Source organism: Methylotuvimicrobium alcaliphilum 20Z (genome assembly GCF_000968535.2).
Lineage (GTDB): Bacteria > Pseudomonadota > Gammaproteobacteria > Methylococcales > Methylomonadaceae > Methylotuvimicrobium > Methylotuvimicrobium alcaliphilum.
Genome location: NC_016112.1, coordinates 1,254,948 through 1,279,431, shown reverse-complemented (window position 1 = coordinate 1,279,431; position 24,484 = coordinate 1,254,948). Strand labels below are relative to the sequence as shown.

Genomic DNA, 24,484 nt, shown 5'->3' with positions numbered 1-24,484 from the left:
GCGGCCAGTTCTGCGATAGAACCTCCAAAAAAGAATCATCTCGCCTTTTGACGGGAGCACCCCGCAGGTTGTCATTTTACTTACGAAAGAGACTCATTCGCTGTCTTCATGACTCCCATCCCCATCTATACCTTTCGCACTTCAAATTTCGGCAGTGCCGGAGGAGGAGGCGCCGGGGTAATCAGCCCCTCACTTAACGCGGGGTGAGGGACACCTACATGGACGTATTTACCCAGCATCTAAATAAGCCATAATTTTGAATCATTGCCAAAGACCTATGGAATTTAGGTGCTGGATTTAGGTGCTGGGTGAACGGCTTTCCTCGATAGACACATCCCATACCTTTTATTCTTAGACGGTTTTTCAATCAAAAGGGAGTAATAATCGCTTTGCTGCAATTTCTCTAATGCGCCGCTAGTCTCGAGATAATAATAAATACCGGCAACCGTCAGTAGCGCGGCCAACACCGCAAAGCCTATTTTCCACCCACTATAAGGCCGCTCGCCTTGCACTTTGCCGGTACGACCGTTGATTACAAAACGATAAGATTTATCCCGATAGCGAAACGCGGCCGACCAGACCGGAAGTAAACAATGCTTATAAGTCGTTTTGTCGTGCCTCGTTCTTGCCTGATGGATACGCTGATGATCGCCGCCGATGTTGCGCGCGATATCCCGGTAAATCACGCTATCCATGATTTGCTTGGCCGCATCGAAGCCTTCATCGAGCTCGACCTGATAATATTCGCTACGAAAACCGCTCAAATATTTTTCGTCGTAGGGCATCAGGTTGTAGAGATCCCAAGGCTGCAAGGCATCCAGAATCTTACGCGGCAGCGATTTGCTCGCGCCCACCAACACATCGTCGAAAAAACGCCGTACGCGACCCGAAACCGGCGTCCAGCGTATTTTAGGCACTCGTCGCATAACGGTGACGGTACGGTTATTTCGCACCACTTGAACCGGTACCGTGACGTAATAGACATCGCCTCGCTCGCCGACATAATCGGTCTCGGTGTCGCTATCGAAGGTCCAATAGGGCAAATAGACTCCGGTCAGCTTAGTATCGCTACGGGCATATTTTTTAACCGTATTAGGCGCGAACCATAGCTTCGCGATCCAGCGTTGAAACTGCTGTTTAGCTTCAGCTTCGCCGATTGCAAAAGGCAGCAGCGATTTCGGCTGAATCGGTTTGGCTTGCGCGGTTGCCGTCACGATCGGCGTGCCGCAAAACGGGCATTCGCCGGCATGAATGTGACTATCGAACTGAAACCCGGCGCCGCATTCATCGCAATGAATCTGCGCCTTAACCGTTTCAGCCTGAGGTTGAGCCAACTGTCTCAACGCTTGCTGCAGGTCATATTCCTGAATCGGCGCGGCGCTTGGCTCGATATGATTTTCGAATCCGCAATACTCGCAGACCTGATGCTCGGTACCGGGCGCATATTTCAAAATCGCGCCGCACTGCCCGCACGGAAAACGCTCGACACCGGGTTTTAAAGACGCCTTAAATTTAGGCACGGCAACTTTTCATAGCAATCCAATGTTATAAGATTCCATTGTTAGCGGTTAGCGGTTAACGGTTAACGGTTAGCGGTGAATAGTGAAATGATTCGACATTTTAACCACTTGTCAAGCTCTAATTTCCCCTTTCCCTTTCCCCTTTCCCCTTTCCCCTTTCCCCTTTCCCCTTTCCCCTTTCCCCTTTCCCCTTTCACCTTTCACCTTTCACCTTTCATCTTTCACCTTTCATCTTTCCCCTTTCACTACTATCTACTAATCGCTCTCTGCTAACTACTAACCGCTTTCAACCCGGCAACGGCGGAGGCACATGAACAAACGCCGCGGAAAACTCAGGCACTTGACCGGCCTGCTTCCATTGCGCCATCCCTGCGCTCCAAACCAAAGTGTCGCGATTGATTTCGCCGCTGCGGACTTTTTGCTCGATGACTTTTAGCTCGTAGGGGCCTTCCTGATGTCCGGCTATCGCAACGAAATAGGCCGTCGAAGTCGGAATCGGCGGCGGCGTAGCTTGCTGAGCAGACGGCTGCTCGGAGAGCGACTTGCCCAATTCGCGCGCGACCGCGAAACCCATTCCCATGCCGATGCCTTCGGAAGCGCCTCCTGACGGATTTTGCGCGGCCGCTGCCATCGCCTCAGCCGCCTGAAATTGCGTATAACGGTGAAGATCGCCGATGATGCCCATGCTGGTACGTTTGTCGAGCGCATTTTCAACTTCGGGCGGCAATGAGATGTTTTCTACCAACAACTGCAATACTTCGAGCCCGTATTCGGAAAATTCCGGCGCAATGCGTTCCGTGATATAAGCACCGAGCTCGTCGTAATTCGCGGCCAGATCCAAGGCAGGAATGCCCGATTCGCCGATGATGTCGGAAAAGCGCGATACGATCAGATTCCGCAATTGCGAACTGATATCATCGGTGCGGAAGTGCCCGCCGGTACCGACGATTTCCTTAATAAACGCTAGCGGTTCATTAATTCTGACCGAATAGGTGCCGAACGCGCGCAACCGCAATGGCCCGAATTCCTTGTCGCGCAACATGATCGGATTCTTCGTGCCCCATTTTAAATCGGTGAAGCGGCGCATGTTGAAAAAATAGACTTCGGCTTTGAACGGGCTTTTGAAACCGTGCGGCCAGCTTTCGAGCGTGGTCAGAATCGGCATATTACGGGTTTCGAGCTGATATAAACCCGGCTCGTAAAAATCGGCCACGCGTCCTTCGCTGACTAATATCGCCGTCTGCGACTCGCGAACGGTCAGCATTGCGCCGTATTTGATTTCATTCCCGTAGCGTTCGAAGCGATATACCATCGTATCACTGGAACTGTCGGTCCATTCGATCACATCGACGAATTCGCCGAACAGCTTGTTCCAAAAACCCATGTTTGTGCTCCTACTCTATTTGGATTCTATGCCTATCTGTATATGAATACGCGCGAAATTATTTCTTGAATCAACCAATCAACTTCAAACCCGGCGGCAGGGCTTCGCCGAAGATTTGTTTCTCTTCTTTTTCGTCGAGTTCCTTCAGCGTTTCGACCATCGCAATCCACGACGTCGGTGCCTTGGCCGCTTTCAATTGCTCAATGATTTCGAAGCGTAACGCGTCGTCGATATCACGACTTCTATCGCCGCTCATGCGCGCGATCAGCGTCGCGGCAAATCCGGCCTGGGGCGTTTTTTTCCAGTCGACTCGCATGACCTGTTTCAGCCAGACGGATGCCATCGCGGGCGGTACGATGTTATGACTACTACCGTGAAACGGAATCCTCGCGCCGATTCGGCCGACCGCCCACCAGGTTTGCTCGGACTCGCCCGGACTTTGCAAACGTTTCAACAACCATTCGCCGAGTTGAATTTTTTTATCGACCGACAAACGTTCGAGCACGGCAGCAAGGCGCACGATGTCGTCATAAGCTCGTGTCTTGAGCTGTTTCGCAACGGCCGGTTGTCGCGCCGATGCCGGACTCAAATACTTAGCGATATCGTCGAAAATCTTTTCCTGTTTGGCCGCATCGAAACCGCCGGCGACACGCCGCCAGAGCGTCCACCACTCGCTCCATATTTGCGCTTCATTGACGTATTGAATCGATTGATCGTAAATCTTCCATAATTGTTCGACGCGCCAATCATCGAGCGGATAACCGAAGCCGGGACGCAGACAGAAACCGGTCAGGCTCAACCAAACCCGTTCGTGATTTTCGGAACGTTTGCGGTATTTGATGCCGTCGAGCAAAGCGCCGAACAAGCCTCGCAATAACGGCGTCTCCCAGTCGGCGCGAGAGCCAAGTAGTTTTTCGAGATCGGCACGCAAACTTTTGACTGCTTTCGGATTAATTTGTTTGGACTTGGAACCGAACACAGCCTGCACCAACTCGACCGCCCTGTCGAATTGCGCCGGCAATTCGGCCTGAACGCCCGCGCCCGCTTTTTTGCGGATTTGAAATTCAACGTCCCAACGCTTGCTTGAGTCTTGCACCGAAACGCACTGAATCTTAAGCGTGCCGACTTCAGTTTGCATAACGGCTAATCGAACAGTCACTTCGGAAGTAGACGGTTTTGCTTGTTTGGTTTCGAGCGACCTCTCGTCTCCTGACAACGCGACCGCCAGCGGCGGCAGCGAATGAAAACGCTCATCGTTGATCACAGCCAACTCGCCTGGCTTATATTCAGTGTCGCCCGTTGTCGAAGCCAGATGGAAGCGCACAGGCTGCCCCAATCGCAACGCGAATTGTCGATCTTGTAAGACAACCTCGTGCCCCTCCTCGCTGCCGCGCGGCAAGATACAGACACCTTTCTGTTCGCCGCGTTCGGTATCGACAATCAAGAAATAACTGCGCGCCGCACCGCCACCGATACGGACTTGTTTATTTCGCCTTGCCTGCGCGTAGCTAACCGCACCCAACGCAACCGACAATTCCGGATGCTTGTTTTCGAGCTGCTTCGGCGCACCACCTCGCCAGGATGCAATCAAATCGAGAATCCGCTGGGTCAGCGGGCGGCTACGAAACACGCCGCCGTTCAGCAACAAGGCATCCGGCACGGCACCCTCGCCGTTCAAAGCATCGAGCGCGGCTTGGTTATGCAATTTCAAAAACGCTGCGATATGTTTGCTGACCGCCGGTTCCGCCGCATAAGGCAGGCCGAATTCGACGACTCCGCTGCGCTTACGGTCCGGTAAGTCGTTCAAGCCCGATAACGGAAAGAAACCATCCAACGCGATGCTCCGCACTTCATCGCGCGTCAACATTGCCGAGCGCGTGCCGCCGATCAATTTCGAGCCGCCGCCGAGCAGCGTGACGCCGAGTTGTTCAGGCGCCTCGTCGGCCAAGAGCTTTTCCTTGACGATGCGGCATTGCTCGATTAGTTGCGACATATCCGCCGCCGACAGACGCTTACCGCCGCCTATTATGCGTTGTTCGGCCAGATGCGCGAGTGCCAGATCGATGTTATCGCCGCCGAGCATTAAATGGTCGCCGACGCCGATCCGCGTCAGTTTCGGTTCCGGTTCGGCCGGCTCGACCTTGATCAGCGTCAAGTCGGTCGTGCCTCCGCCGACATCGCAAACCAACAGCAAACGCACGTCGGCCAATTCTTGCTTGATCCTGCCGTCATGACGCCGGAGCCAGTCGTAACAAACCGCTTGCGGCTCCTCGAGTAACTTGACTTGCATGAGCCCAGCCAATTTGGCGGCCTCGATCGTCAGAGATCTTGCTCCTTCGTCGAACGAAGCCGGAACGGTTATGACGATATCCTGATCTTCGAGCGGCGCGTCCGGAAATTTGTGTCGCCAGACGCTACGGATATGCGCCAAATAACTCGCGCTGGCTTCGAGCGGAGACACTTTTGAAATGTCATCACTACTGCCCCATGGCAAAACGTCCGCAGTATGATCGATCGACGGATGCGACAGCCAGCTTTTCGCGCTGGTCACGAAGCGACCCTGCGTTTTCGCGCCGAGCACACGCGCAGCTTCGCCGATTACAGCCTTGTCTTCGGTCGGCAAGAACGCCAAGTCTGCCTCGGACAATTCGCCTTCGGCCGGATGGTAACGCACCGACGGCAGCAACGGCCGCGCCGCGACTTCACCCGGAGAGACCAATTGTTCAATGTCGAAAATTCGGATTTCGGAGGCTGTTGGATCGGCATGCGCGTAGGCTACGACCGTATGCGTCGTGCCGAGGTCGATACCGACCAGAAATTGAGGATTTTGTTTTTGCACGGTGTGTTTACTTGTCAAGGCATTATAGACGGCTTTATTTCTTTTCCCTCGCAGTGACGCAAGGGCGCAGAGAGTTGAAGCTTAATTCTTGTTTCTATGCTTCCGTAGCCAAAAGCTACCCATGAGAATGTATACTCATCGTAGATCAAAATTCGGCACAGGGGGTTCGTCAAAGGACGCCGAGAACCCAGACCTAAATTATCCAAGACAATTAACCATGACCAATAGGCTATGGAATTTAGGTGCTGGGTAAATACGTCCATGTAGGTTCTATGCCGAGCACCCCGGTGCCTCCTTAGGCACTGCCGAAATTTGAAGTGCGAAAGGTATATCCAGACACGTTGGTTAAACGTGTTTTCTCAGCGCCCCTGCGCGAGATAATTTTCCGGTTCCCACGGCTCTCCGAGGGAACCCATACCCGAGTCAATCCTCTTCGCCGGCCCGAACGTCGAACTCCACTTTCCAACGCTTGTCGTCTTGACGCGAGACCGCATGCAATTCGAGGGTACCGACTTCGGTCACGGCCGAAGTTAGATGCACCGGAACAACCTCCCCGACTCTTCTTCCTTCTTCAGGCAAAGTAATCTCGATTTCATCCAACTCTTCGAGCTCTTCATCGATCCAATACTCCAACCGGGTACCGACTTGGTCCTCGCGGCGTGTATTCGAGCTGAAAAAACGGAATCGTACAGGTTCGCCGATGACTAATCCGAATTCGTCATCGGGCAATGTTGCTTCAGTGCCTTCTTCCATGCCGAACGGTGCGATACACAGCGCTTCGATCTCGGGCGGCATACCCGGCACCGCAGGCATTGCGCTTTCAATACCGACATAATAAGAAGCCGCCGTGCCGCCTTTGATCCGAACGCCTTTACCTTTGCGCACATAACCATAATAGGCGGCTCCGCGCGCGACCGCTAGATCGAGATCGGCACCTTCTAGCAAGCGCGCTTCGGGCGCTTGCTCTCCAGTCAACCAGCTGTTTAGAACCTCCATCAAGCGCTCGGCCAGGGGCACGGCTTTTAGTACGCCGCCATTGAACAACACAGCAGTCGGATGTAAAAACGATGCATGCTCTGGCAGATTGATATCTTTTAAGTCGTCGGTTGCGTTAAGTTGTTTGGCCAAAAACGCCGACAAATGCCGTGTGATACCGGCATCCTGCGCATAAGGTAAGCCCGCCGTACGCAGCCCGCCACGAGGACGGCTGATCGGACGGTCGGCGGCAGAGACTCGCGGAAAGAAGCCTTCTATCAACACATTATTGATTTCATCGCGCGTCAATTCGGTACGCAACGAACCGCCGATTAACGACGAACCACGATTCGGAACGACCAAAGGCATCACATCCAACGAGGGATCGTTGAAAATCTTTTCTTTCGCTTCGCGGCAGCCATGGGTCAAGGCTTGAATTTGCCAGGACTCCAAACGCTTTCCGTCCTTTTCGAGCTTGGCTTTGACGGTATAAGCCAAGGCCAGATCCATATTGTCGCCGCCGAGCAAGATATGGTCTCCGACCGCGACTCGCGTGAGTTCCAAATTTCCGTCCTGTTCGGTAACCGCGATCAAGGACAAGTCGGTCGTACCGCCGCCGATATCGATTACCAATATAATATCGCCGACCTCAGTTTGCTTTCGCCATTCTCCGTTACTTCTTTCGATCCAGCTATACAATGCCGATTGTGGCTCTTCGAGCAAGAGTGCTTGTTCCAAACCGAGAAAACGTGCCGCTTCGACAGTCAATTCGCGAGCCGCAGGATCGAACGACGCCGGCACCGTAATTGTCAAGTCTTGACTAGCCAACGGCGCATCGGGGTGCTGTTGCGTCCAGGCATCGCGTATGTGCTGTAAATAGGCGACGGTCGCTTGAAAAGGCGAAACCCGCTCGACTTCTTCAGGCGCCTCAGCCGGCAAAATTGGCGCCTTACAATCGACTCCGGCATGGCACAGCCAACTTTTCGCACTAGAAACCAGCCGAATCGGGGCTTTACTCCCTAAACTGCGAGCGATCTCGCCGACTAAAAATTCAGGTTTCGAGGTCCAAGGCAAAGCCGTCGAACCTTCCGCCAATTCGGAATGATGCGCCTGATATAAAAAAGACGGCAACTGCATCAATTCCTCGACCGCACCCGGCGAAGTTAACTGAGGTATCGCCATGACTTCTTGAGCATGACCATCTTCATCGCTTTGACTTAAATCGACATAAGACAACACGCAATGCGTCGTGCCTAAGTCTATCCCAACCGAAAAACGAGGCCCTGTACTTTCATTCGTCATGACTTCGACATCATTACTTTCTTCAGTGTTATCATCTAACGACTCTGTTTCATTCGACTCTATTTCTTCGTTCGATTCTATTTCGTTCCCTTCGGCCTGTAATACTTCAGTTTTCGACTCTTCAGTCTCAGGCTGCCCTCCCTGAGCTCCTTCAACCTGTTGCTCCTCTTCTTGAACCTCTTCTATTTGAGATTCTAAATCGGCTATGTTTTCATTAGCTTTATTCGATTTGAAGAGATCCTTGTTCGAATTTTCCGGTTTCAAATGTCCAAATAAACTTTTCATAATTCTACCTCGGCCGGTGCGATAATCTTGGCATTATGCCCCGCAGTCAATTTAGGGAGACGTATTTCGGCCGCTTGCCAACCTCTATGAATCAAAGTTCCGGTAAACGGCGCTTCGCCGACAATGTTGCCGGTCAATCTAATCGACGCGGCATCGAATCCTTTTGGCAAAGTCACTTTATTTCCTTCTTGACCTTCATGGACGGCCACGAGTTTAAAATGTTCGTTGATCGCCTTATTGCAGCCTTCATGAACAACCCTTGCGGCCACACCGATATCGGCGTCATTGTAAGCGGTAATATCTTCTTTAATGAAGTCGATGAAGCGGGCTTCTTTTTGTAATAAACTCAACAATTGTAAAGCCGCATCCGGCGTTGCTTCTTTTAATACGACCGGCTCCGGCGCCGGCGCTTGAACGACTTTTTCGACTTCGACGATCTTCTCGACGACTTTGACTTCAGGCTCGGGTATCTTGACGGTTTCGGCCAACGAGGCGGCAGACTTGCGTAAGGCTTCCTCAAGCAGTTTTTTTCTACCTCTGGCGATTCCGATCAACATGACTATCAACAACACGATCAGCAAAATCGCTAATAAAGCCACCGTTCCCGCCAAACAAACATGCCATAAATCGAAGGTTGTCGGCTTTAGGGTTAAATCTATCGTATAGGTCGTATTCATAATATCCGTACTAATTTAATTATTGTTGTCCGGCTTTTCGCGCGGATTCGATGAACATCATTTCTCTGAGCACGTCGCGCGTGGTTTGAATGCGCATTTGCTTTAAATGCCGGTCGGCAATCACTTCAGGTACTTTTTCCTGGAGATACACATTTCTCATATCGGCCAGAACATTCTCGCATTTCTTAACGATGGCTTCGGTACCTTTTCTAACATCTTGCGGCTTTGCCGAAACAACTTGTAATTCGTTAGCAATACATTTTTTATAATGATATTGCGACTCTTGAATTTTTTTGATCGTCGCGTCGGATAGCGAGGTGTTATGCCATTCGTTTTTGGCATCGTCCGCTTGTGCGGATAAGGAAATGAAAGCCAACGCTATTATTAAAACCTGTTTCATCGTATTTCCCGTCTCAATTGAATAGTTATGACAAGATTTTACGCGAACAGACGGCAAATGAACAACAAAGCAAGAATCGCCAAGATTTCAAATGCTGTAATAGACCTGTTTACTATACCTATCGCACTTCGAATTTCGATTGTGCCCGAGGAGGCACCGGGGGTTTTCGGCACCAGGCTTTAAAGCGCTTCCTGTAGATGCACGCTTACAGTAAAATAATCGTTTTTCTTAAATTACCCCATGGACGCAACTCCTACATTGAAGCGCATCGCCGTCACTCCCGGCGAACCAGGCGGTATCGGCCCCGATCTTTGTATCATGCTGGCACAACAAAGCCATGCCTGCCAACTCGTTGCGATCGCCGACCCCGATTTGCTGATGCAACGCGCGGAATCACTAGGTCTTAAACTCGAGATCAAGTCATTCGACCCGTTATCGGAACTCGTCGAACAAAGCGCAGGCTCTATCAGCGTCTTGCCGGTTAAAATGAATGTACCGGCGCAAAGCGGGCAACTTAACATGGAAAATAGCCGCTATGTCCTCAAAACAATCACGCGCGCGGCAAAAGGCTGCATCGAAGGCTCGTTCGATGCGATGGTCACAGGTCCTGTGCATAAGGGCGTCATCAACGATGCGGGCATTGTTTTCAGCGGTCACACCGAATATATTGCCGGCATTACCGGCGGGCATCCGGTCATGATGTTGGCGACACCGGGACTCCGAGTCGCGCTAGTCACGACCCATCTCCCGCTTGCCGATGTCGCCGCGGCGATTACGCATAACCGGCTAAGAAGCGTTCTACGCATCCTGGCCCAAGATCTGCAGACGCGCTTCAATGTGGCCAATCCGAAAATACTGGTCTGCGGCTTGAATCCCCATGCCGGCGAAAACGGCCATTTGGGACTGGAAGAGAAAGAGATCATCGAACCGGTATTGGAAAATCTACGCGAACAAGGCCTCGACCTAATTGGCCCGCTCCCGGCCGATACGTTGTTTACGCCAAAATATCTCGACACGGCCGACGCCGTATTGGCGATGTATCACGACCAGGGATTGCCGGTGTTGAAATATAAAGGCTTCGGCAACGCCGTCAACATCACATTGGGTTTACCGATTGTACGCACCTCGGTCGACCACGGCACCGCGCTCGATCTGGCCGGAACAGGTTCTATCGACACGGGTAGCATCGAATATGCCTTGGCAACGGCACTGGCAATGTCCTCATCTTCCCCAATCCGTACCCATGACGCATAAAGCCCGCAAACGTTTCGGCCAGAATTTTTTAACCGATTATTCGATCATCGAAGAAATTCTCGGCAATATACAGGTCCGCCCGGGCGAACACTGGGTTGAAATCGGCCCCGGGCAAGGCGCGTTGACGGCGCCGCTATTGGACCATGCCATCCGGCTCGATATCGTTGAACTGGACCGCGACCTAGTGAGTCTGTTGAAAAAGAAATTCGGCGACAATGAACGCTTGACGATTCATAGCGCCGATGCATTGAGTTTCGATTTCCAAGCGCTTGCGGCGGACGGCAAACCGCTTAGAATCATCGGTAACCTGCCTTACAATATTTCCACGCCGTTGCTATTTCATTTATTGGAGAGCACATCCTGCATCGCCGATATGCATTTTATGCTGCAGAAAGAAGTCGTGGATCGGATTTGTGCCGAGCCCGGCAGCAAGAAATACGGACGATTGAGCGTCATGGCGCACTATTATTGCGCAGCGGAACATTTATTCGACGTCCCGCCGGAAAGTTTCGACCCCGCGCCGCAAGTAACCTCATCGATTATCCGTCTGATTCCTCATAACAAGCCCCCGGTTTCGGTCAATTCAGTCGAAGAGTTGAATCAGGTTGTCGTTCATGCCTTCTCTCAACGCCGTAAAACGATTCGCAACTCATTAAGGAATTTGCTTGACGAACAACAAATAGCAGAACTCGGCATCGACCCGACCGTGCGCGCCGAAACATTGTCACTGGAAGACTTCGCGGCCTTGAGCCGCAACCTAAAAAAAGACACCGAATAAACTGCGACAATCCGCCACGCGACAATTTGCCACATTTTCAAAGCCGGATATCTTGCATAAACTATGCACAACTCTTGAGATGCAAACTTTCAAATACTGCTATTTTTTTAAGAGCTTATATCCTTCTAATATCCTTTATGCGGCTTTTTAGCCGCATTTTTTTTGCCCGAGACTTTTTCGAAGGCTATGTTCGCGTTAATAGTTGAAGTGAATCCTACACCAATCTCGAAACTTGAAGACTGTAGGATACGCTGTGCGTACCACCCGTAGTTTAACGTGTCCTAATTTGTTGCCTTGTGCCGACATTAGGTACGCGCAGCGTACCCTACAATTTACATTGAACTTTTAAGTGCTTCCGGTAGTGGTGGTGTTTTCAACTATTACCGCATACATAGCCTTTTCGAAAGACAGTATGCACAACTTACAGGTCAAACAAGCCTAAATGGGTCCACTTCCGGAACATCGATCGGTACCGATTCCACCTTCCAAATCTCGCGGCAATACTCGGCAATCGTTCGATCCGATGAAAACTTACCGGATCTCGCCGTATTCAGCACCGACATCTTATTCCAACGCATTCTGTCGCGGTAAACCGAATCGATGGAATCTTGGCACTCCCGATACGCATTGAAGTCGGCCAATACCAAATAAGGATCGCTGTAGATCAGATTATCGGTCAAATCACGGAACAAACCGGTATCGCCGTGCGAAAAAAAACCGTTTCGAATCAGATCGATGGCATCTTTCAAAATCGCATCTTGCTGATACGCGTCATTCGGAGCATAACCCCGCTCATAAGTTAAGCGCACCTCTTCCGCTGTCATGCCGAATAAAAAGAAATTTTCTTCACCGACTTCCTCGCGAATTTCGATATTCGCTCCATCCAACGTTCCGATAGTTAATGCCCCATTCATCGCAAACTTCATGTTGCCGGTTCCGGAAGCCTCTTTTCCGGCCGTGGAAATTTGCTCCGACACCTCGGTTGCGGCATAAATCTGCTGACCGTTCGTGACATTGAAATTCGGCAAGAACACAACCTTGAGACGGTCTTTCGTCGCCGGGTCGCGATTGACGACCCGCCCCACCTCATTAATCAGCTTAATAATAAGCTTGGCCAAATGATAGCCCGGCGCCGCCTTGCCGGCGAATATGAAGGTGCGCGGATGAGTATCGAAATGCGGATCGGTTTTCAGCTTCCGGTAAAGAGCAATCACATAAAGAATATTCAAATGCTGTCTTTTATATTCATGAATGCGCTTGGCCTGCACATCGAAAATCGATTCCGGATCGACGCTGACGCCGGTGCGCTTATAGAGATTCAGCGCGAAATCATGTTTATTGAGCCGCTTGGCATCGTCCCAACGATTTAAAAATACCGCATCGTCCGAAAAGCGCTGAAGATCTTGCAGTTTTCCCAAATTTCTCACCCAGGTATCTCCGATCGCTTCGCTAATGACCTTACTGAGCCTCGGATTACATAATGCCATCCAACGCCTTGGCGTCACGCCGTTGGTTTTATTGCTAAATTTCTCAGGCCAAAGACTATAAAAATCCTTAAGCACATCGCGCTTGAGCAGTTCAGTGTGCAGCGCCGCGACACCATTGATCGCATGACTGCCGGCACAAGCCAGGTGCGCCATACGCACCATTCTTGCCCCGTTTTCGTCGATCATCGACATTCGGATGACTTTGGCGGTATCGCCGAGACATTGCGCCCTGACTTGTTCGAGAAAGCGACTATTGATTTCATAGATGATCTCCATCAATCTCGGCAGCAAACTTTCCATCAATTCCACAGGCCAACATTCCAATGCCTCCGGCAACAGCGTGTGATTGGTGTAGGCGAAAGTTCGTCTCGTCACGTTCCAAGCCGTGTCCCAAGACATATCGTGCTCATCGACCAACAGCCGCATCAGCTCTGCGATCGCAATGGCGGGGTGGGTATCGTTCAATTGCACGGCGAACTTTTCATGAAAATGCTCCAAACGGATGCGCTGGGTCTTCATGATGCGCAGCATGTCTTGCAATGAGCACGAAACGAAGAAATATTGCTGCTCCAAACGCAACTGCTTACCCTGTAATGGTCCATCGTTCGGATACAAAATCTTGGTCAAGTTTTCCGAAGAGACCTTTTCTTCGACCGCGCCGTAATAATCGCCTTGATTGAAACGCTCGAAATTGAACGACTCGGGCGCGACTGCCTGCCACAAACGCAAGGTGTTCGCGGCATTGTTGCGGTAACCCAAAATTGGCGTGTCGTACGGCACGCCCTTGACCGACCAGCCAGGAATCCAATTGACGCGCGTTTCGCCGTTTTCGGCAACATAACGCTCGGTATGCCCGCCCAACTTGATTTCGACCGCCCATTCCGGGCGAACAATCTCCCAGGGATTGCCTCGAAACAACCATTTATCGGTCTTTTCCACCTGCCAGCCGTCGAAGATGACCTGCTCGAAAATTCCAAATTCATAACGGATGCCATAACCGACGGAAGGAATATTCATTGTCGCCATCGAATCGAGAAAACAGGCCGCCAAACGCCCCAAACCGCCGTTCCCTAGGCCCGGCTCCGGCTCTTCCCCGAGCAAATCGTCCAATTTCAAGCCTAGTTCAGCCATGGCCTGAGTAACCAATTCGGTCATGCCCAGATTCAATAAATTCGATGCCAAATGCGGCCCCATCAAAAATTCGGCCGACAAATACGCCACGGTGCGCGATTTTTTTTCGACATATTCGGTCGCGGTACCGACCCAGCGTGCCATCAGCATATCCCGCACGGTATAGGACAAGGCCATGTAATAATCGAAGGTGCTGGCCAATGCCGGAAATTTGCCTTGCACATTGGCTAAATTGCGAAAGAAGTTTCGCTTGATGTCATCGGTGGTCAATGGGTAATGATTTTGTTTCATAGTCATCGTTCTCGTTTATAGTGAACAGCCTATCAAATAAAAAGCAATACTAATGCCATGACAGGCCTATACGTATTGTTTAGTTAAAATCGACACCAGAACGCCGAATTTTTATCTACGCTGGAGAATATGAATGCCTCACTGGCGCTGAAACTTGAGTCGTTGAGAGTATAATCATGCTGTAATAGGCACGAAATAACCCGAACACTCACGCCTGGAGAACATGTGTAACTTGTTCAAATTATTTCGCGCATGTTACATTCGAAACCAGGTTGACTAAGGAAACTTCCGTTATGACAGCAATGTCGAAAACTCCTCTTTATATCCCTTATGCGGGGCCCGCTCTACTGGAAATGCCTTTACTGAATAAAGGCTGTGCGTTCAGTAAAGAAGAACGGCAAACATTTAATTTAACCGGATTGCTCCCGCCTCGATACGAAACGATCGAAGAACAAGTCCAACGCGCTTATCTTCAGTATTCGAGCTTTAGAAACGCAATCAACAAACATATTTATTTGCGTTCGATACAAGACAATAACGAAACGCTGTTTTATCGACTCCTGCAGGACCATCTGCCGGAGATGTTGCCTATTATTTATACGCCGACCGTCGGCGATGCCTGCGAACAATTTTCGGATATTTATCGCAGTAGCCGAGGCTTGTTTATTTCTTACGTGGATCGTCAGCAAATAGACGACATTCTGCGCAATACCACCAAACGAAATGTCAAAATTATCGTCGTGACCGATGGCGAAAGAGTCTTAGGTTTGGGTGACCAAGGAATTGGCGGCATGGGTATTTCGATAGGCAAACTGTCGCTCTATACCGCATGCGGCGGAATTAGTCCGGCATATACCTTACCGGTAGTACTCGATGTCGGCACCAATAACGAGAAGCTGTTACAAGACCCGATGTATATGGGCGAGCGCCATAGAAGGATTCCTCAAGCGGAATACGACGCTTTCATCGACTTTTTTTTACAAGCCGTCAAGCGCCGCTGGCCGGATGTTATCGTGCAATTCGAAGACTTCGCGCAACCGAATGCGATGCCGATATTGCAACGCTACCGAGACCAACTGTGCTGCTTCAATGACGACATTCAAGGCACTGCCGCAGTCACAGTCGGTACGTTGCTGGCTGCTTGCCGAGTTAAAAACCGGAAATTATCAGAACAGCGCGTGGTTTTTGTCGGGGCCGGTTCCGCCGGTTGCGGCATTGCCGAGCAGGTGATCGCGCAAATGCGGACCGAGGGACTGTCCGACCGCGAAGCCCGTCATCGCGTTTACATGGTCGACCGTTTCGGTTTGCTCACCGAAAGCATGACAGGACTTAGGGACTTTCAACAAAAACTGGTTCAAGTATCAAACCGACTAGAGGATTGGTCAATCGAAAGCGACTATCCGTCATTGCTTGAGGTTATTCAATACGCTAAGCCAACCGTTTTAATCGGCGTTTCCGGCCAGCACGGCATTTTTACAGAAACCGTGATTCGGACTATGACCCAAGGTTGCGATTGGCCGATTATTTTTCCGCTCAGCAACCCGCCGCGCCAAGTGGAGGCTACGCCCGAGCAAATTATCGAGTGGACCGAAGGACGGGTTCTATTAGCCGCGGGCAGCCCCTTTCCCCCCGTCGAATACGGCGGTAAGCGCTATGATGTCACGCAGTGCAACAATAGCTATATTTTTCCGGGAATCGGCCTCGGCGTTATTGCCGTGCAAGCCAGACGAATCTCAGACGAAATGTTGATCGCTGCCAGCGAAACTCTAGCCGCAGCATCGCCCTTGGCCAACACCGGACAAGGCGAATTATTGCCGCCATTGACGGAATTACCCGAACTGAGCAAACGCATAGCTTTCGCGGTAGGCAAAGTCGCTCTTAAGCAAAACTTGGCGCTTGAAATTAGCGACGAGCAATTACTGAAAAGCATCGAAGAAAATTTCTGGCAACCGGTCTATCGGCACTATAAGCGGGTTTGTTTTTAATTCCGTATAGCATCCGATGGGTGCGTACAAAATAACGGTTCGCTTTTTGATTAACCTGAAAAAGCATTTCACCATGAAGATCATGAAGGCCGGAATTCAGTAGCCAAGGATAGTGACTTAAAATATATCCAGACTAAACTCAATGACTGTTCCATTTAATTGCTATAGATTTCTTCAGCACCTAATTGCTTGCGATCAGCCGGTTTATCAAGATTATTCTGCTCGATATATTCATTATATTTTCGGTGCCGTTCGCGTTTTTGTTCGAAATCTTCGTATCGGTTCTTTGGACGTTTCGCATTATCCTTACTCCTACGATAGACTCGACGCTCGGGAAGCGCGGCATCGTCGAGATAGCGCCGCCGCATATTTTCGAAGCGCTCTTGTTTAGTCTTCTTCTGCTCCTGATCTTGTTCATTCCGCCGGCCCATTTTTTCCTTGTACTGCCGGTTAGTTTCGCCTGCCTGCCTAGCTCCGTTTTCCACAGGGATGGAACTGGGCTGTTTAGCGATCGCCAACCCCGGCTGAAAAATCGAAAACGAAATAGCGAACAATATGAGAGCATGTTTATTAATCACCGCAGCCTCCCGGGATTCGTTTAATTTAATTTATAGTAGAACCACCTAGATCAAAATTCGGCGTCGCCACTGACACTGCCGAAATTTGAAGGGCGAAAGGTATATAAACATTCTGCGTATGTGATCGCTTTGGCTTCTGATATTGATCTTGGATTTAACTAACCAAGAGAACACACGACTTATGCCGAATAATTCCGAATTATAAAGAGCCGAGATAAGCAGCCAAGGCCTCGATATCTTCTTCGCTTAAATTTTTTGCGATGGCATTCATCGGGCTGCCTTTACGCGTACCGGACTTGAATGCTTTCAATTGTTTGGCTAGGTAATCGGGGTGTTGCCCAGCCAACCTTGGAAATTGCATTCTCCCTTCTGCGCCTTTGCCATGACAGCCGAGACACATCGCGGATTGTTTCTCGCCTAACTCGGCTAATTTTGGATCGACAACAGCAGTTCTAGGTTGTAGGCTTGAAAAATAAGCAGCAAGATCGGTCATGTCTTCATCGCTAAGCCCCTGGGCCATATTCTTCATTATGGGGCCTTGGCGCGAACCGCTCTTGAAGGCTTTTAGTTGTTTGACGATATACTCGGGCCGTTGACCGGCTAGTACCGGAAATTGAGCATCGACGCTTATGCCGTTCAAACCATGACAATTAGTACACGCTGACGCTTTTTTTTCTCCGGCCTTTACATCGGCGGCGATTGCGCTAGCAGCGAAAATCAAAGTGCCGAATAGACAAAGGGTTGACAGCATAATCGAATTGTAAAAATTACTTTTTTTCATCTTTTCCTCCTAATTGCATCGGTAGACATGACCGAATTTTTGAGTTAAAAAATTCCGAATCAGTGTTGGTCACTATAACGCGACATCGACATCAATGTCAGTAACTTGTTATTTTATGGCTCATCAAGTATCAAAATCACCGCCTATCCCCATGATCGGCGTAAGCGGCATCGCTTTCAACTGCCATCGAGAAGTTTTGTTAATCCGACGAAATCAAGCCCCGGCACAAGGACTATGGTCGATTCCGGGCGGTAAGATGGAACCTGGCGAAACACTGGTCGACGCTTGCCGACGTGAAATCGAGGAGGAGACAGGGTTTAACAATACCCGAGTGCTCAGCCTCGTAGCACTTGTCGAACGCAATATCGAAAGTTTTCATTATGTCATTGCCGATTTTTTAGTCGAAATTCTCGACGGAGAAAACCGACCTCCCATCGCAAATTCCGACGTCTCGGAAGCTTGCTGGGTTGCATTGGATCGACTCGATCATTACGAACTGGTACCCGGTCTAAAAGACATCATCGAAAACACCCACCGTCTTTGGCAGTCTGGTACTTTACCCGGTTTGGTCGACCCGAACGGAAAAACCGGTGATTTTATCTGTACGTAAGCAATCTTTTGCCGATCGAAACAATGTTATCTCTGGACTTTATATTAACCTAACGATCATGAAGGTCTGGCCATCGCCTCGGCAAATGAAAGTTCTCTGGTGGGGAGGGTGCGGTCACTCGCCCGACAGGACGCCGTGAATACGTCCATGTAGGCTCGACGGCGGCTGTCCCTGCCGCCGACGCCTGTCGATCGAGCAACCGCACCCTCTCCGGAACCGGCATCGCCAGAACGGAGTTTTGCATATCGAAAAATTAGATAATGAATCAAAATTTACGATCTTTCACAGTAAAATATTTGAACACCATGAAAAATGAATTGATCGATTAGCTTGTATAACGCGAATACGAAATCATCGATGATATAAAACCCAATTTAAGTAAGCAGCACTGTGCCAATCCCGCACTATTTGAACGCTCCAAATTATATTCATTTGTATGACGGCTATAATCCGGCGCAAGGAGTCCGTGCCTGATAAAATTCGGCATATACAACTTTATTTAGAGGAACGCGAATGGATAGTCTGCAATCGGATACCCAGATCGACACGGCATTGTCTTCGCGGACTACAGAAAACGCTCCGCTTGAGCCTTATCTTGTAATACTTTCAGGCAAACACATCGGTAAACAATTTAAGCTTACCCGTCAAAAAAACGTATTCGGACGAGGCCACGATGCGGATATTATCATCGCTGACCCCAAAATATCCCGACGTCATGGCGCCTTTATCATCAAAGCCGGCGTCGTTATGGTTGAGGATTACGGCTCGACCAATGGCACCTATATCGATGAAAGGCGAATCGACAAAGAAAAGATTTCCTTACTCTCGCGCATCCGTGCCGGCGGGACTTACATGCGCATAGATTATAAAAAACCAAGCGAAGCTCAGTCTGAACAAGCTTTATACCAGGCTGCCAATACCGATGTTCTGACCCAAATACCCAACCGCAGGGCTTTTGTGATTCGCGGACAAGAAGAGCTTTCATTTTGTAAGCGCAATCGCACCTCATTAACCGTCATCATGTGCGATGTCGATCATTTTAAAAAAATCAACGATACATTCGGCCATCCCGCCGGCGACCAGGTTTTGAGGGAACTGGCTGAAATGCTGAATAAGGAAATGCGCACCGAAGACACACTGGCGCGATATGGCGGCGAAGAGTTCATTATGCTGCTAAGGGGGAGCTCGGAAAAACAGGCGCTGATTTTAGCCGAACGCGTCCGTGAAAAAGTAGCGCGGAAGGCGTTCGAATATCAGCATCTAAGAATACCGGCAACACTCTCGTTCGGCATTTGCAGTCGTCAAAGCGCTTATATCGACTCGCTCGAATCGATAATCCGGGCCGCAGACCGAGCGCTCTATCAAGCCAAAAAAAACGGCCGCAATCAGGTCGCGATCGAACGAGATTGAGAAGGATTATCCTAGAAAAAGCATTTCATTTTGGCCTAGCCGCGTTCAATATAAAAAATAGAAATAAATAGAAATACATACGCATTCGCTTTGCATCGCGAAGCTCGAGCTTCGCGTATCGGTTCCCCAAGCTTGAGCTTGGGGAACAGCGCCCCCCTCTTTCCTCTTTCCTCTTTCCTCTTTCCTCTTTCCTCTTTCCCCCTTTCACCTTTCACCTTTCACCTTTCACCCTTCCCCTTCTTTAATCCATCCCAAACAGCTAAAATTGAAATATCATTTTTTTATAGCGTCCAAGGCCGCCACCGACAATCATGCCGCTTTCCGAGACCTTATTCATTATCCTGCTGCTGTTGACATTGGCCTTGCTGCTTTCCGGGTTGTGTCGCCATTTACCGCTTCCTTATACCATTCTATTGGTCGTAACCGGGGTATCGATCAATTTATTGGCCACGGTCACGCCTTTCGCTCTGATTCCAAGCGGTTTTCATCTCAGCGACGAACTGGTTTTATTCATCTTTCACCCTGCACTCATCTTCGTCTCCGCACTAAGTCTCGATGCACGCACGCTTATCAAAGACTTATTGCCGATACTTGTTATGGCCATTCCGGGCATGCTGATCTCGGCACTTCTGGTCGCCGTAGGTCTCAATACCTTCTTTTATCTCAATTTCATATTAGCCTTTTTGTTCGGCGCGATTATTTCCGCTACCGACCCCGTTGCAGTTATTGCACTGTTCAAGGAATTGGGCGTTTCGAAACGCCTTACTGTCCTAGTCGAAGGCGAATCCTTATTCAATGACGCGACCGCGATCGTACTTTTCAATATCGTACTTGGCGCCGTGATTCACGGCGAATCGGCGCTGATGGACGCGCCAACGATGATTTATTATTTCACTGAACACTTCTTGCTCGGTGCGCTGATAGGCACTGTGATCGGCTTGCTCATCAGCGAAATGATGGTCAGGATGTATCACGGTCAACAGAGTTTCGTCGTGGTCGCCTCGATCGTCGCGGCCTACTTGAGTTTCATAGTCGCGGAGCATAACTTCCATGCCTCTGGCATCATGTCGGTGCTGGCTACTGCACTTTGTATCAAAGGTATCGCGATGTCTCGGCTTTCCGGAGAATCGACCCACCATATCGAAGCCGGTTGGGATATCATCTCGCTGGTTTTGAATTCGTTATTATTTTTATTGATCGGCTTGACCGTCGATATCTTTGCATTCGCGATACATTGGCAACAATTGACCTGGGTACTCCTGGCGATATTCGCGGCGCGCATGATCAGTGTCTATGGCTTGATTCCAATGACTACGAGCCTTTTCAGCCTACCGGCAATCAGCCTGAATAGCCGCCATATGATGTGGTGGGGTTGTTCAAAGGGAACCATCGCCATCGCGATGGCGCTTGCGATCCCCGATACGGTCGTCGATAGAGGCCTGCTCTTGGAACTAACGCTCGGCATGGTATTGATCAGCCTGGTCATGAGCGGTCCGACGCTTAAACCCCTGATGCGCGCACTCAAAATCGATCGCTTGAACGATGATGAATGGCTCGAATTACAAGAAGGCATGGAGCAAATAAGCACATCGGTCAACGACTGCCTACACTCGTTTTCGAGGCTGCATTTGCTTGAGAGCGATATGCAAGATTCGGTGTTGCAATCGCTGAACAGAAAAATTGCACCGAGGCATGCGACACTGACGGAGGCGCAGCAACTCAGACAAATTCATTTACATGCACTCAATGTCGAAGAAAGAGAATTGCAACGACTCCATGAAATCGGCTTGGTCAATTATTATACTTATCTAAATTTCAAAGATATTCTCCGCAAAGACAAAGCCAAAAGCATTGACGAAATGATTCGTTTCAATAAAAACCAGGATAACGTGAACCCGTTCTTGCGTTTTGAAATGTCGATAATCAAATTTTTAAGCGAATACGAATGGACGCTCAACTGGTTGATTCGCTATCAAAAAATTCGTTTTGCCAACTTAATACGCCACGATCTGGCCGGGGTTTTGATGGCTCACGAAGCGCTGTTGGCGCTGAAGCAAGTAGAGCCCCATTTTCATAGCGACAAGCTTAATATCATCAGAAAAATTTATCGGCAACGTTTGGAAAGAAGGCAAGGACGGCTCAAAAAACTGGGCAAGCAATTCCACGACTTTTATTATCAATTCGAATACCGCCTATTTCAAGAAGTCGCGCTCCGTTACTCGTTGAAACTGATTACGGAGGACTTCGAGCATGGTAAGGTGTCCGAAAAGATTTATCGGCGCCTGGAAAAACGTCTGGATGAAGCTTTGAAACAATTACCGGACCTAGCGCCGGAGTTGAGCCTTTCCAAACGCGACGATTGGCTGGATAGCGTACCGATTTTTAACGGCTTGCCTCGCGACGTACTAAAAAAACTCGCGAAAAACGCACATTACGTTAGCTTTCTTCCAAACGATACGATTTTTAATGAAAACGATCGAGGCGATTCGATCTATATCCTAGTCAACGGCGTAGTCAACGTTTTTCAAAATACCGGCCCCAACCAGCGCGTGCATATCGCTGAACTGCGCAAAGGCAGTTTCATCGGCCGGCACGCTCTTTACGATCATGCCGTAAGAACCGCGACGGTCAGAGCCAAAACATACGTCACGCTGCTCCGGCTCACGACCCAAGACATCAAGACCTTATCCAAAGCCCTGCCGGAACTTAACCAGCGCCTACAAGAAACCGATATCAATCGCTACCCGAACAACACTTAACCCAAACGAAACCGCTAGCCTTCATTCCTCTCTTTTATCTTTCCCTTTGGCTACGTTATACCCTTTGCTAGTCAAATTTCGGCGTCGGGGTGCCCGTCAAAGGACGCCGTGAATACGTCCATATAGGCTCTATGACAGCATCCATACTGCCAAAGCCTTTGCCGAACACCCCGGCGCCTCCATACGCTAATGCCGAAATTTGAAGTGCGATAGGTATAGCGTTAATAGCTGAAAACATGAAGTACTACGCCAATACCGAAATTCGACGATTGTTCGCATCGCATACCATTTTGCAAATCTTCCGAAGTTACCAAGCAAAAAAAGGTACGCGAAGCGTACCCTACGACAGGTTACTTTCGTTTATCCATAAAATCACGCAGCCCGTATGCAGCGAAGCAAAATACGGGAATGGCATGCCCTCGAACTTCCTGAATTGCGCTACGCTCCATCCGGGCTACGCTGCCCCTTTCCCCTTTCCCCTTTCCCCTTTCCCCTTTCCCCTTTCCCCTTTCCCCTTTCCCCTTTCCCCTTTCACCTTTCATCTTTCCCCTTTTTAATCTTCTTAACGCGATCAACCGCAATCCGTCCCGCATTAGCCAATTGCTTGCGCAACATACCCCATTTCTCCTTATCCTTAGCTGCTATCAGGCATCGTAAATACTGAGCCCGAAGGCTTTCCGGCAACTTATCGGCAATGCCCGTCCAAACCGCTTCGATGTTGTAAACGGAACGCTCCTTTAAACAAACCGGAAGACAATCCTCGAGTGGAATCGTTAATGTCTCGCTAATATATCCCAATGCCTCGCGAATCGATTGCTCCTTGGCATTTTGCGGATGACTTACGTCATAAGGCGGTTGCCACTCGCGCAGCGGACGCAGCTGATCGATGTGCGAAACGATCAACAATATTGGCGGCTGCCTTCGCTCTAGGCGTTCGTCGAACCAAGTTCGCATCGCACTCAAAAACTCGGCGTCGGCTCCGTGCCCTGCCTGAGTTGCCGAACATACCAATACAATCAAATCGAATTCGCCGAATGCCTGCTCGGGATTTTCCTCGAACCAGCGCTCTTGGTCCCCATAGCCCGGGCTGTCGACGATGATGACATCGCCGGTCCCTTCATGCTGCAAGCGGTAAACAGCCAACGCGCCGGTCAACGGCAAAACATCGGTCGGAGCCCGTAACTCTCCGAATAAGGCGTTGATTAAACTGGATTTGCCGGTTTTGAGCTGGCCGGCAACCAAAATTCGTAGCGGCCGTTTCGTCATTTCCATCGACTCAAGCGTGGGTTCCGATTCGGCAAAATCTATCTGCGGCGGAATCGCTTGCCCGCTATACATCGCGATCGCGTAATAACCGATTTTTTTAATCAATGTTTGCAGCAACCAGCGCTCGATCATGCCTTTCGGGTATGCCGAAGCCTTACCGGCAAAAAATTGACCCAATTCGCGCGGAATCGAAGCAATCGGACTCAATAACAATTTACCTACGCGATAGGCTATGTGTCCGCTTGCCAAACGATCCTTCCAGCGCCAAAGTTCCATACCGTTACCGACCGTCAATAAATGACTGAACGGTACTTTTTCGTCGAGCATTTGCCGCATGTCCCGGCACACCTGCTCGGCAATGTAGAGAATGTTTCGCAATGGCACATCGAGTTCGGCCCCTTCGTGTTTCGGCGAATAATGACGCGCCACCTCGACCGTGACGCGTTTGGCCAGTTCCAGTATGCGCAAACTGTCGGTCAACGGATACTCTTTCGGGTCGATTTGCTCGGCCATTTTATCGAGCTTGGCCCAAATCTCGGTCGCGGCTGGCGGCCAAGCATCATCGGGTTTTACGACCGGCAATGCCAATAGACCCTGACGTTTGCGCAAACCTCGAATCATCAGCCACGCCAACGCATACACAACACAAAACCCGGCAACCGCTTCAGTCAAATAAACGCTTTGCCAAAGCCAATAAATACCCGCGGCAACGAGCGCCAACCATGGCAGAACCAGCAGAAAAGCCGATATTGACAGCAACGCTTTACGCATA

General features: G+C 50.0%; 16 protein-coding genes. 6 read left to right on the top strand and 10 right to left on the bottom strand.

Annotated elements, in window-relative coordinates; all coding sequences use genetic code 11:
- Positions 1-284: 284 nt before the first annotated feature.
- The 6 genes from MEALZ_RS05510 to MEALZ_RS05485 form a co-directional block, all read right to left on the bottom strand.
- Entirely contained in the window at positions 285-1,520 is a 1,236-nt protein-coding gene (locus MEALZ_RS05510) for a hypothetical protein (protein ID WP_014147621.1), read from the bottom strand.
- 286 nt (positions 1,521-1,806) lie between these two features.
- On the bottom strand, positions 1,807-2,904 hold the full coding sequence (locus tag MEALZ_RS05505; RefSeq protein WP_014147620.1) for an SPFH domain-containing protein: 1,098 nt from the start codon (positions 2,902-2,904) through the stop codon (positions 1,807-1,809).
- Positions 2,905-2,974: 70 nt separating this feature from the next.
- Complete coding sequence (locus MEALZ_RS05500; protein ID WP_014147619.1) at positions 2,975-5,743, bottom strand: Hsp70 family protein; 2,769 nt, start codon at positions 5,741-5,743, stop codon at positions 2,975-2,977.
- Between the two features lie 423 nt (positions 5,744-6,166).
- Positions 6,167-8,020 (bottom strand): Hsp70 family protein, encoded by a 1,854-nt coding sequence (locus MEALZ_RS05495; protein ID WP_046061393.1) that lies wholly within the window; start codon positions 8,018-8,020, stop codon positions 6,167-6,169.
- Between the two features lie 281 nt (positions 8,021-8,301).
- Positions 8,302-8,982, bottom strand: a complete 681-nt coding sequence (locus tag MEALZ_RS05490; RefSeq protein ID WP_014147617.1) for a DUF2760 domain-containing protein — start codon at positions 8,980-8,982, stop codon at positions 8,302-8,304.
- A gap of 19 nt (positions 8,983-9,001) precedes the next feature.
- The gene (locus MEALZ_RS05485; RefSeq protein ID WP_014147616.1) at positions 9,002-9,382 is read right to left on the bottom strand and encodes a hypothetical protein; all 381 of its coding nucleotides are present in this window, start codon (positions 9,380-9,382) and stop codon (positions 9,002-9,004) included.
- A gap of 240 nt (positions 9,383-9,622) precedes the next feature.
- Here MEALZ_RS05485 and pdxA point away from each other — a divergent pair, with 240 nt between their 5' ends.
- Together pdxA and rsmA are read left to right on the top strand one after the other, a co-directional pair.
- Positions 9,623-10,636 carry a 4-hydroxythreonine-4-phosphate dehydrogenase PdxA gene (gene pdxA / locus MEALZ_RS05480; protein ID WP_014147615.1) on the top strand — a complete coding sequence of 338 codons (1,014 nt, stop codon included), beginning with the start codon at positions 9,623-9,625 and terminating at the stop codon, positions 10,634-10,636.
- Positions 10,626-11,414 (top strand): 16S rRNA (adenine(1518)-N(6)/adenine(1519)-N(6))-dimethyltransferase RsmA, encoded by a 789-nt coding sequence (gene rsmA, locus MEALZ_RS05475; RefSeq protein ID WP_014147614.1) that lies wholly within the window; start codon positions 10,626-10,628, stop codon positions 11,412-11,414. Before pdxA ends, rsmA begins: the two co-directional genes overlap by 11 nt.
- A 428-nt stretch (positions 11,415-11,842) precedes the next feature.
- On the opposite strand, the gene MEALZ_RS05470 is transcribed toward rsmA, so the two are convergent.
- Positions 11,843-14,323 (bottom strand): glycogen/starch/alpha-glucan phosphorylase, encoded by a 2,481-nt coding sequence (locus tag MEALZ_RS05470; protein ID WP_014147613.1) that lies wholly within the window; start codon positions 14,321-14,323, stop codon positions 11,843-11,845.
- 293 nt (positions 14,324-14,616) lie between these two features.
- On the opposite strand from MEALZ_RS05470, the gene MEALZ_RS05465 reads away from it, so the two are divergent.
- Complete coding sequence (locus MEALZ_RS05465; RefSeq protein ID WP_014147612.1) at positions 14,617-16,308, top strand: NAD-dependent malic enzyme; 1,692 nt, start codon at positions 14,617-14,619, stop codon at positions 16,306-16,308.
- Between the two features lie 155 nt (positions 16,309-16,463).
- Here MEALZ_RS05465 and MEALZ_RS05460 read toward each other — a convergent pair whose 3' ends face one another.
- Positions 16,464-16,886 carry a hypothetical protein gene (locus MEALZ_RS05460; protein ID WP_014147611.1) on the bottom strand — a complete coding sequence of 141 codons (423 nt, stop codon included), beginning with the start codon at positions 16,884-16,886 and terminating at the stop codon, positions 16,464-16,466.
- Between the two features lie 199 nt (positions 16,887-17,085).
- Complete coding sequence (locus MEALZ_RS05455) at positions 17,086-17,667, bottom strand: c-type cytochrome (RefSeq protein WP_014147610.1); 582 nt, start codon at positions 17,665-17,667, stop codon at positions 17,086-17,088.
- 115 nt (positions 17,668-17,782) lie between these two features.
- Here MEALZ_RS05455 and MEALZ_RS05450 point away from each other — a divergent pair, with 115 nt between their 5' ends.
- The 3 genes from MEALZ_RS05450 (at position 17,783) to MEALZ_RS05435 (ending at position 22,446) form a co-directional block, all read left to right on the top strand.
- Positions 17,783-18,277, top strand: a complete 495-nt coding sequence (locus MEALZ_RS05450; protein WP_046061010.1) for an NUDIX hydrolase — start codon at positions 17,783-17,785, stop codon at positions 18,275-18,277.
- A gap of 513 nt (positions 18,278-18,790) precedes the next feature.
- Positions 18,791-19,687 carry a GGDEF domain-containing protein gene (locus tag MEALZ_RS05445; protein WP_014147608.1) on the top strand — a complete coding sequence of 299 codons (897 nt, stop codon included), beginning with the start codon at positions 18,791-18,793 and terminating at the stop codon, positions 19,685-19,687.
- Between the two features lie 311 nt (positions 19,688-19,998).
- Entirely contained in the window at positions 19,999-22,446 is a 2,448-nt protein-coding gene (locus MEALZ_RS05435) for a cation:proton antiporter (protein ID WP_014147607.1), read from the top strand.
- A gap of 531 nt (positions 22,447-22,977) precedes the next feature.
- Here MEALZ_RS05435 and MEALZ_RS23710 read toward each other — a convergent pair.
- A complete protein-coding gene (locus MEALZ_RS23710) occupies positions 22,978-24,483 on the bottom strand; it encodes a GTPase family protein (protein ID WP_014147606.1) in 1,506 nt (501 codons plus the stop codon).
- Between the last annotated feature and the right edge of the window lies 1 nt (position 24,484).

Bases quoted from the DNA above. Each gene is read 5' to 3' on its own strand.
- MEALZ_RS05495 (WP_046061393.1), bottom strand. From the start codon at position 8,020: ATGACGAATGAAAGTACAGGGCCTCGTTTTTCGGTTGGGATAGACTTA.
- MEALZ_RS05445 (WP_014147608.1), top strand. From the start codon at position 18,791: ATGGATAGTCTGCAATCGGATACCCAGATCGACACGGCATTGTCTTCG.
- MEALZ_RS05455 (WP_014147610.1), bottom strand. From the start codon at position 17,667: ATGAAAAAAAGTAATTTTTACAATTCGATTATGCTGTCAACCCTTTGT.
- MEALZ_RS05450 (WP_046061010.1), top strand. From the start codon at position 17,783: ATGGCTCATCAAGTATCAAAATCACCGCCTATCCCCATGATCGGCGTA.
- MEALZ_RS05485 (WP_014147616.1), bottom strand. From the start codon at position 9,382: ATGAAACAGGTTTTAATAATAGCGTTGGCTTTCATTTCCTTATCCGCA.
- MEALZ_RS05490 (WP_014147617.1), bottom strand. From the start codon at position 8,982: ATGAATACGACCTATACGATAGATTTAACCCTAAAGCCGACAACCTTC.
- rsmA (WP_014147614.1), top strand. From the start codon at position 10,626: ATGACGCATAAAGCCCGCAAACGTTTCGGCCAGAATTTTTTAACCGAT.
- MEALZ_RS05465 (WP_014147612.1), top strand. From the start codon at position 14,617: ATGACAGCAATGTCGAAAACTCCTCTTTATATCCCTTATGCGGGGCCC.
- MEALZ_RS05435 (WP_014147607.1), top strand. From the start codon at position 19,999: ATGCCGCTTTCCGAGACCTTATTCATTATCCTGCTGCTGTTGACATTG.
- pdxA (WP_014147615.1), top strand. From the start codon at position 9,623: ATGGACGCAACTCCTACATTGAAGCGCATCGCCGTCACTCCCGGCGAA.
- MEALZ_RS05505 (WP_014147620.1), bottom strand. From the start codon at position 2,904: ATGGGTTTTTGGAACAAGCTGTTCGGCGAATTCGTCGATGTGATCGAA.
- MEALZ_RS23710 (WP_014147606.1), bottom strand. From the start codon at position 24,483: ATGCGTAAAGCGTTGCTGTCAATATCGGCTTTTCTGCTGGTTCTGCCA.
- MEALZ_RS05470 (WP_014147613.1), bottom strand. From the start codon at position 14,323: ATGAAACAAAATCATTACCCATTGACCACCGATGACATCAAGCGAAAC.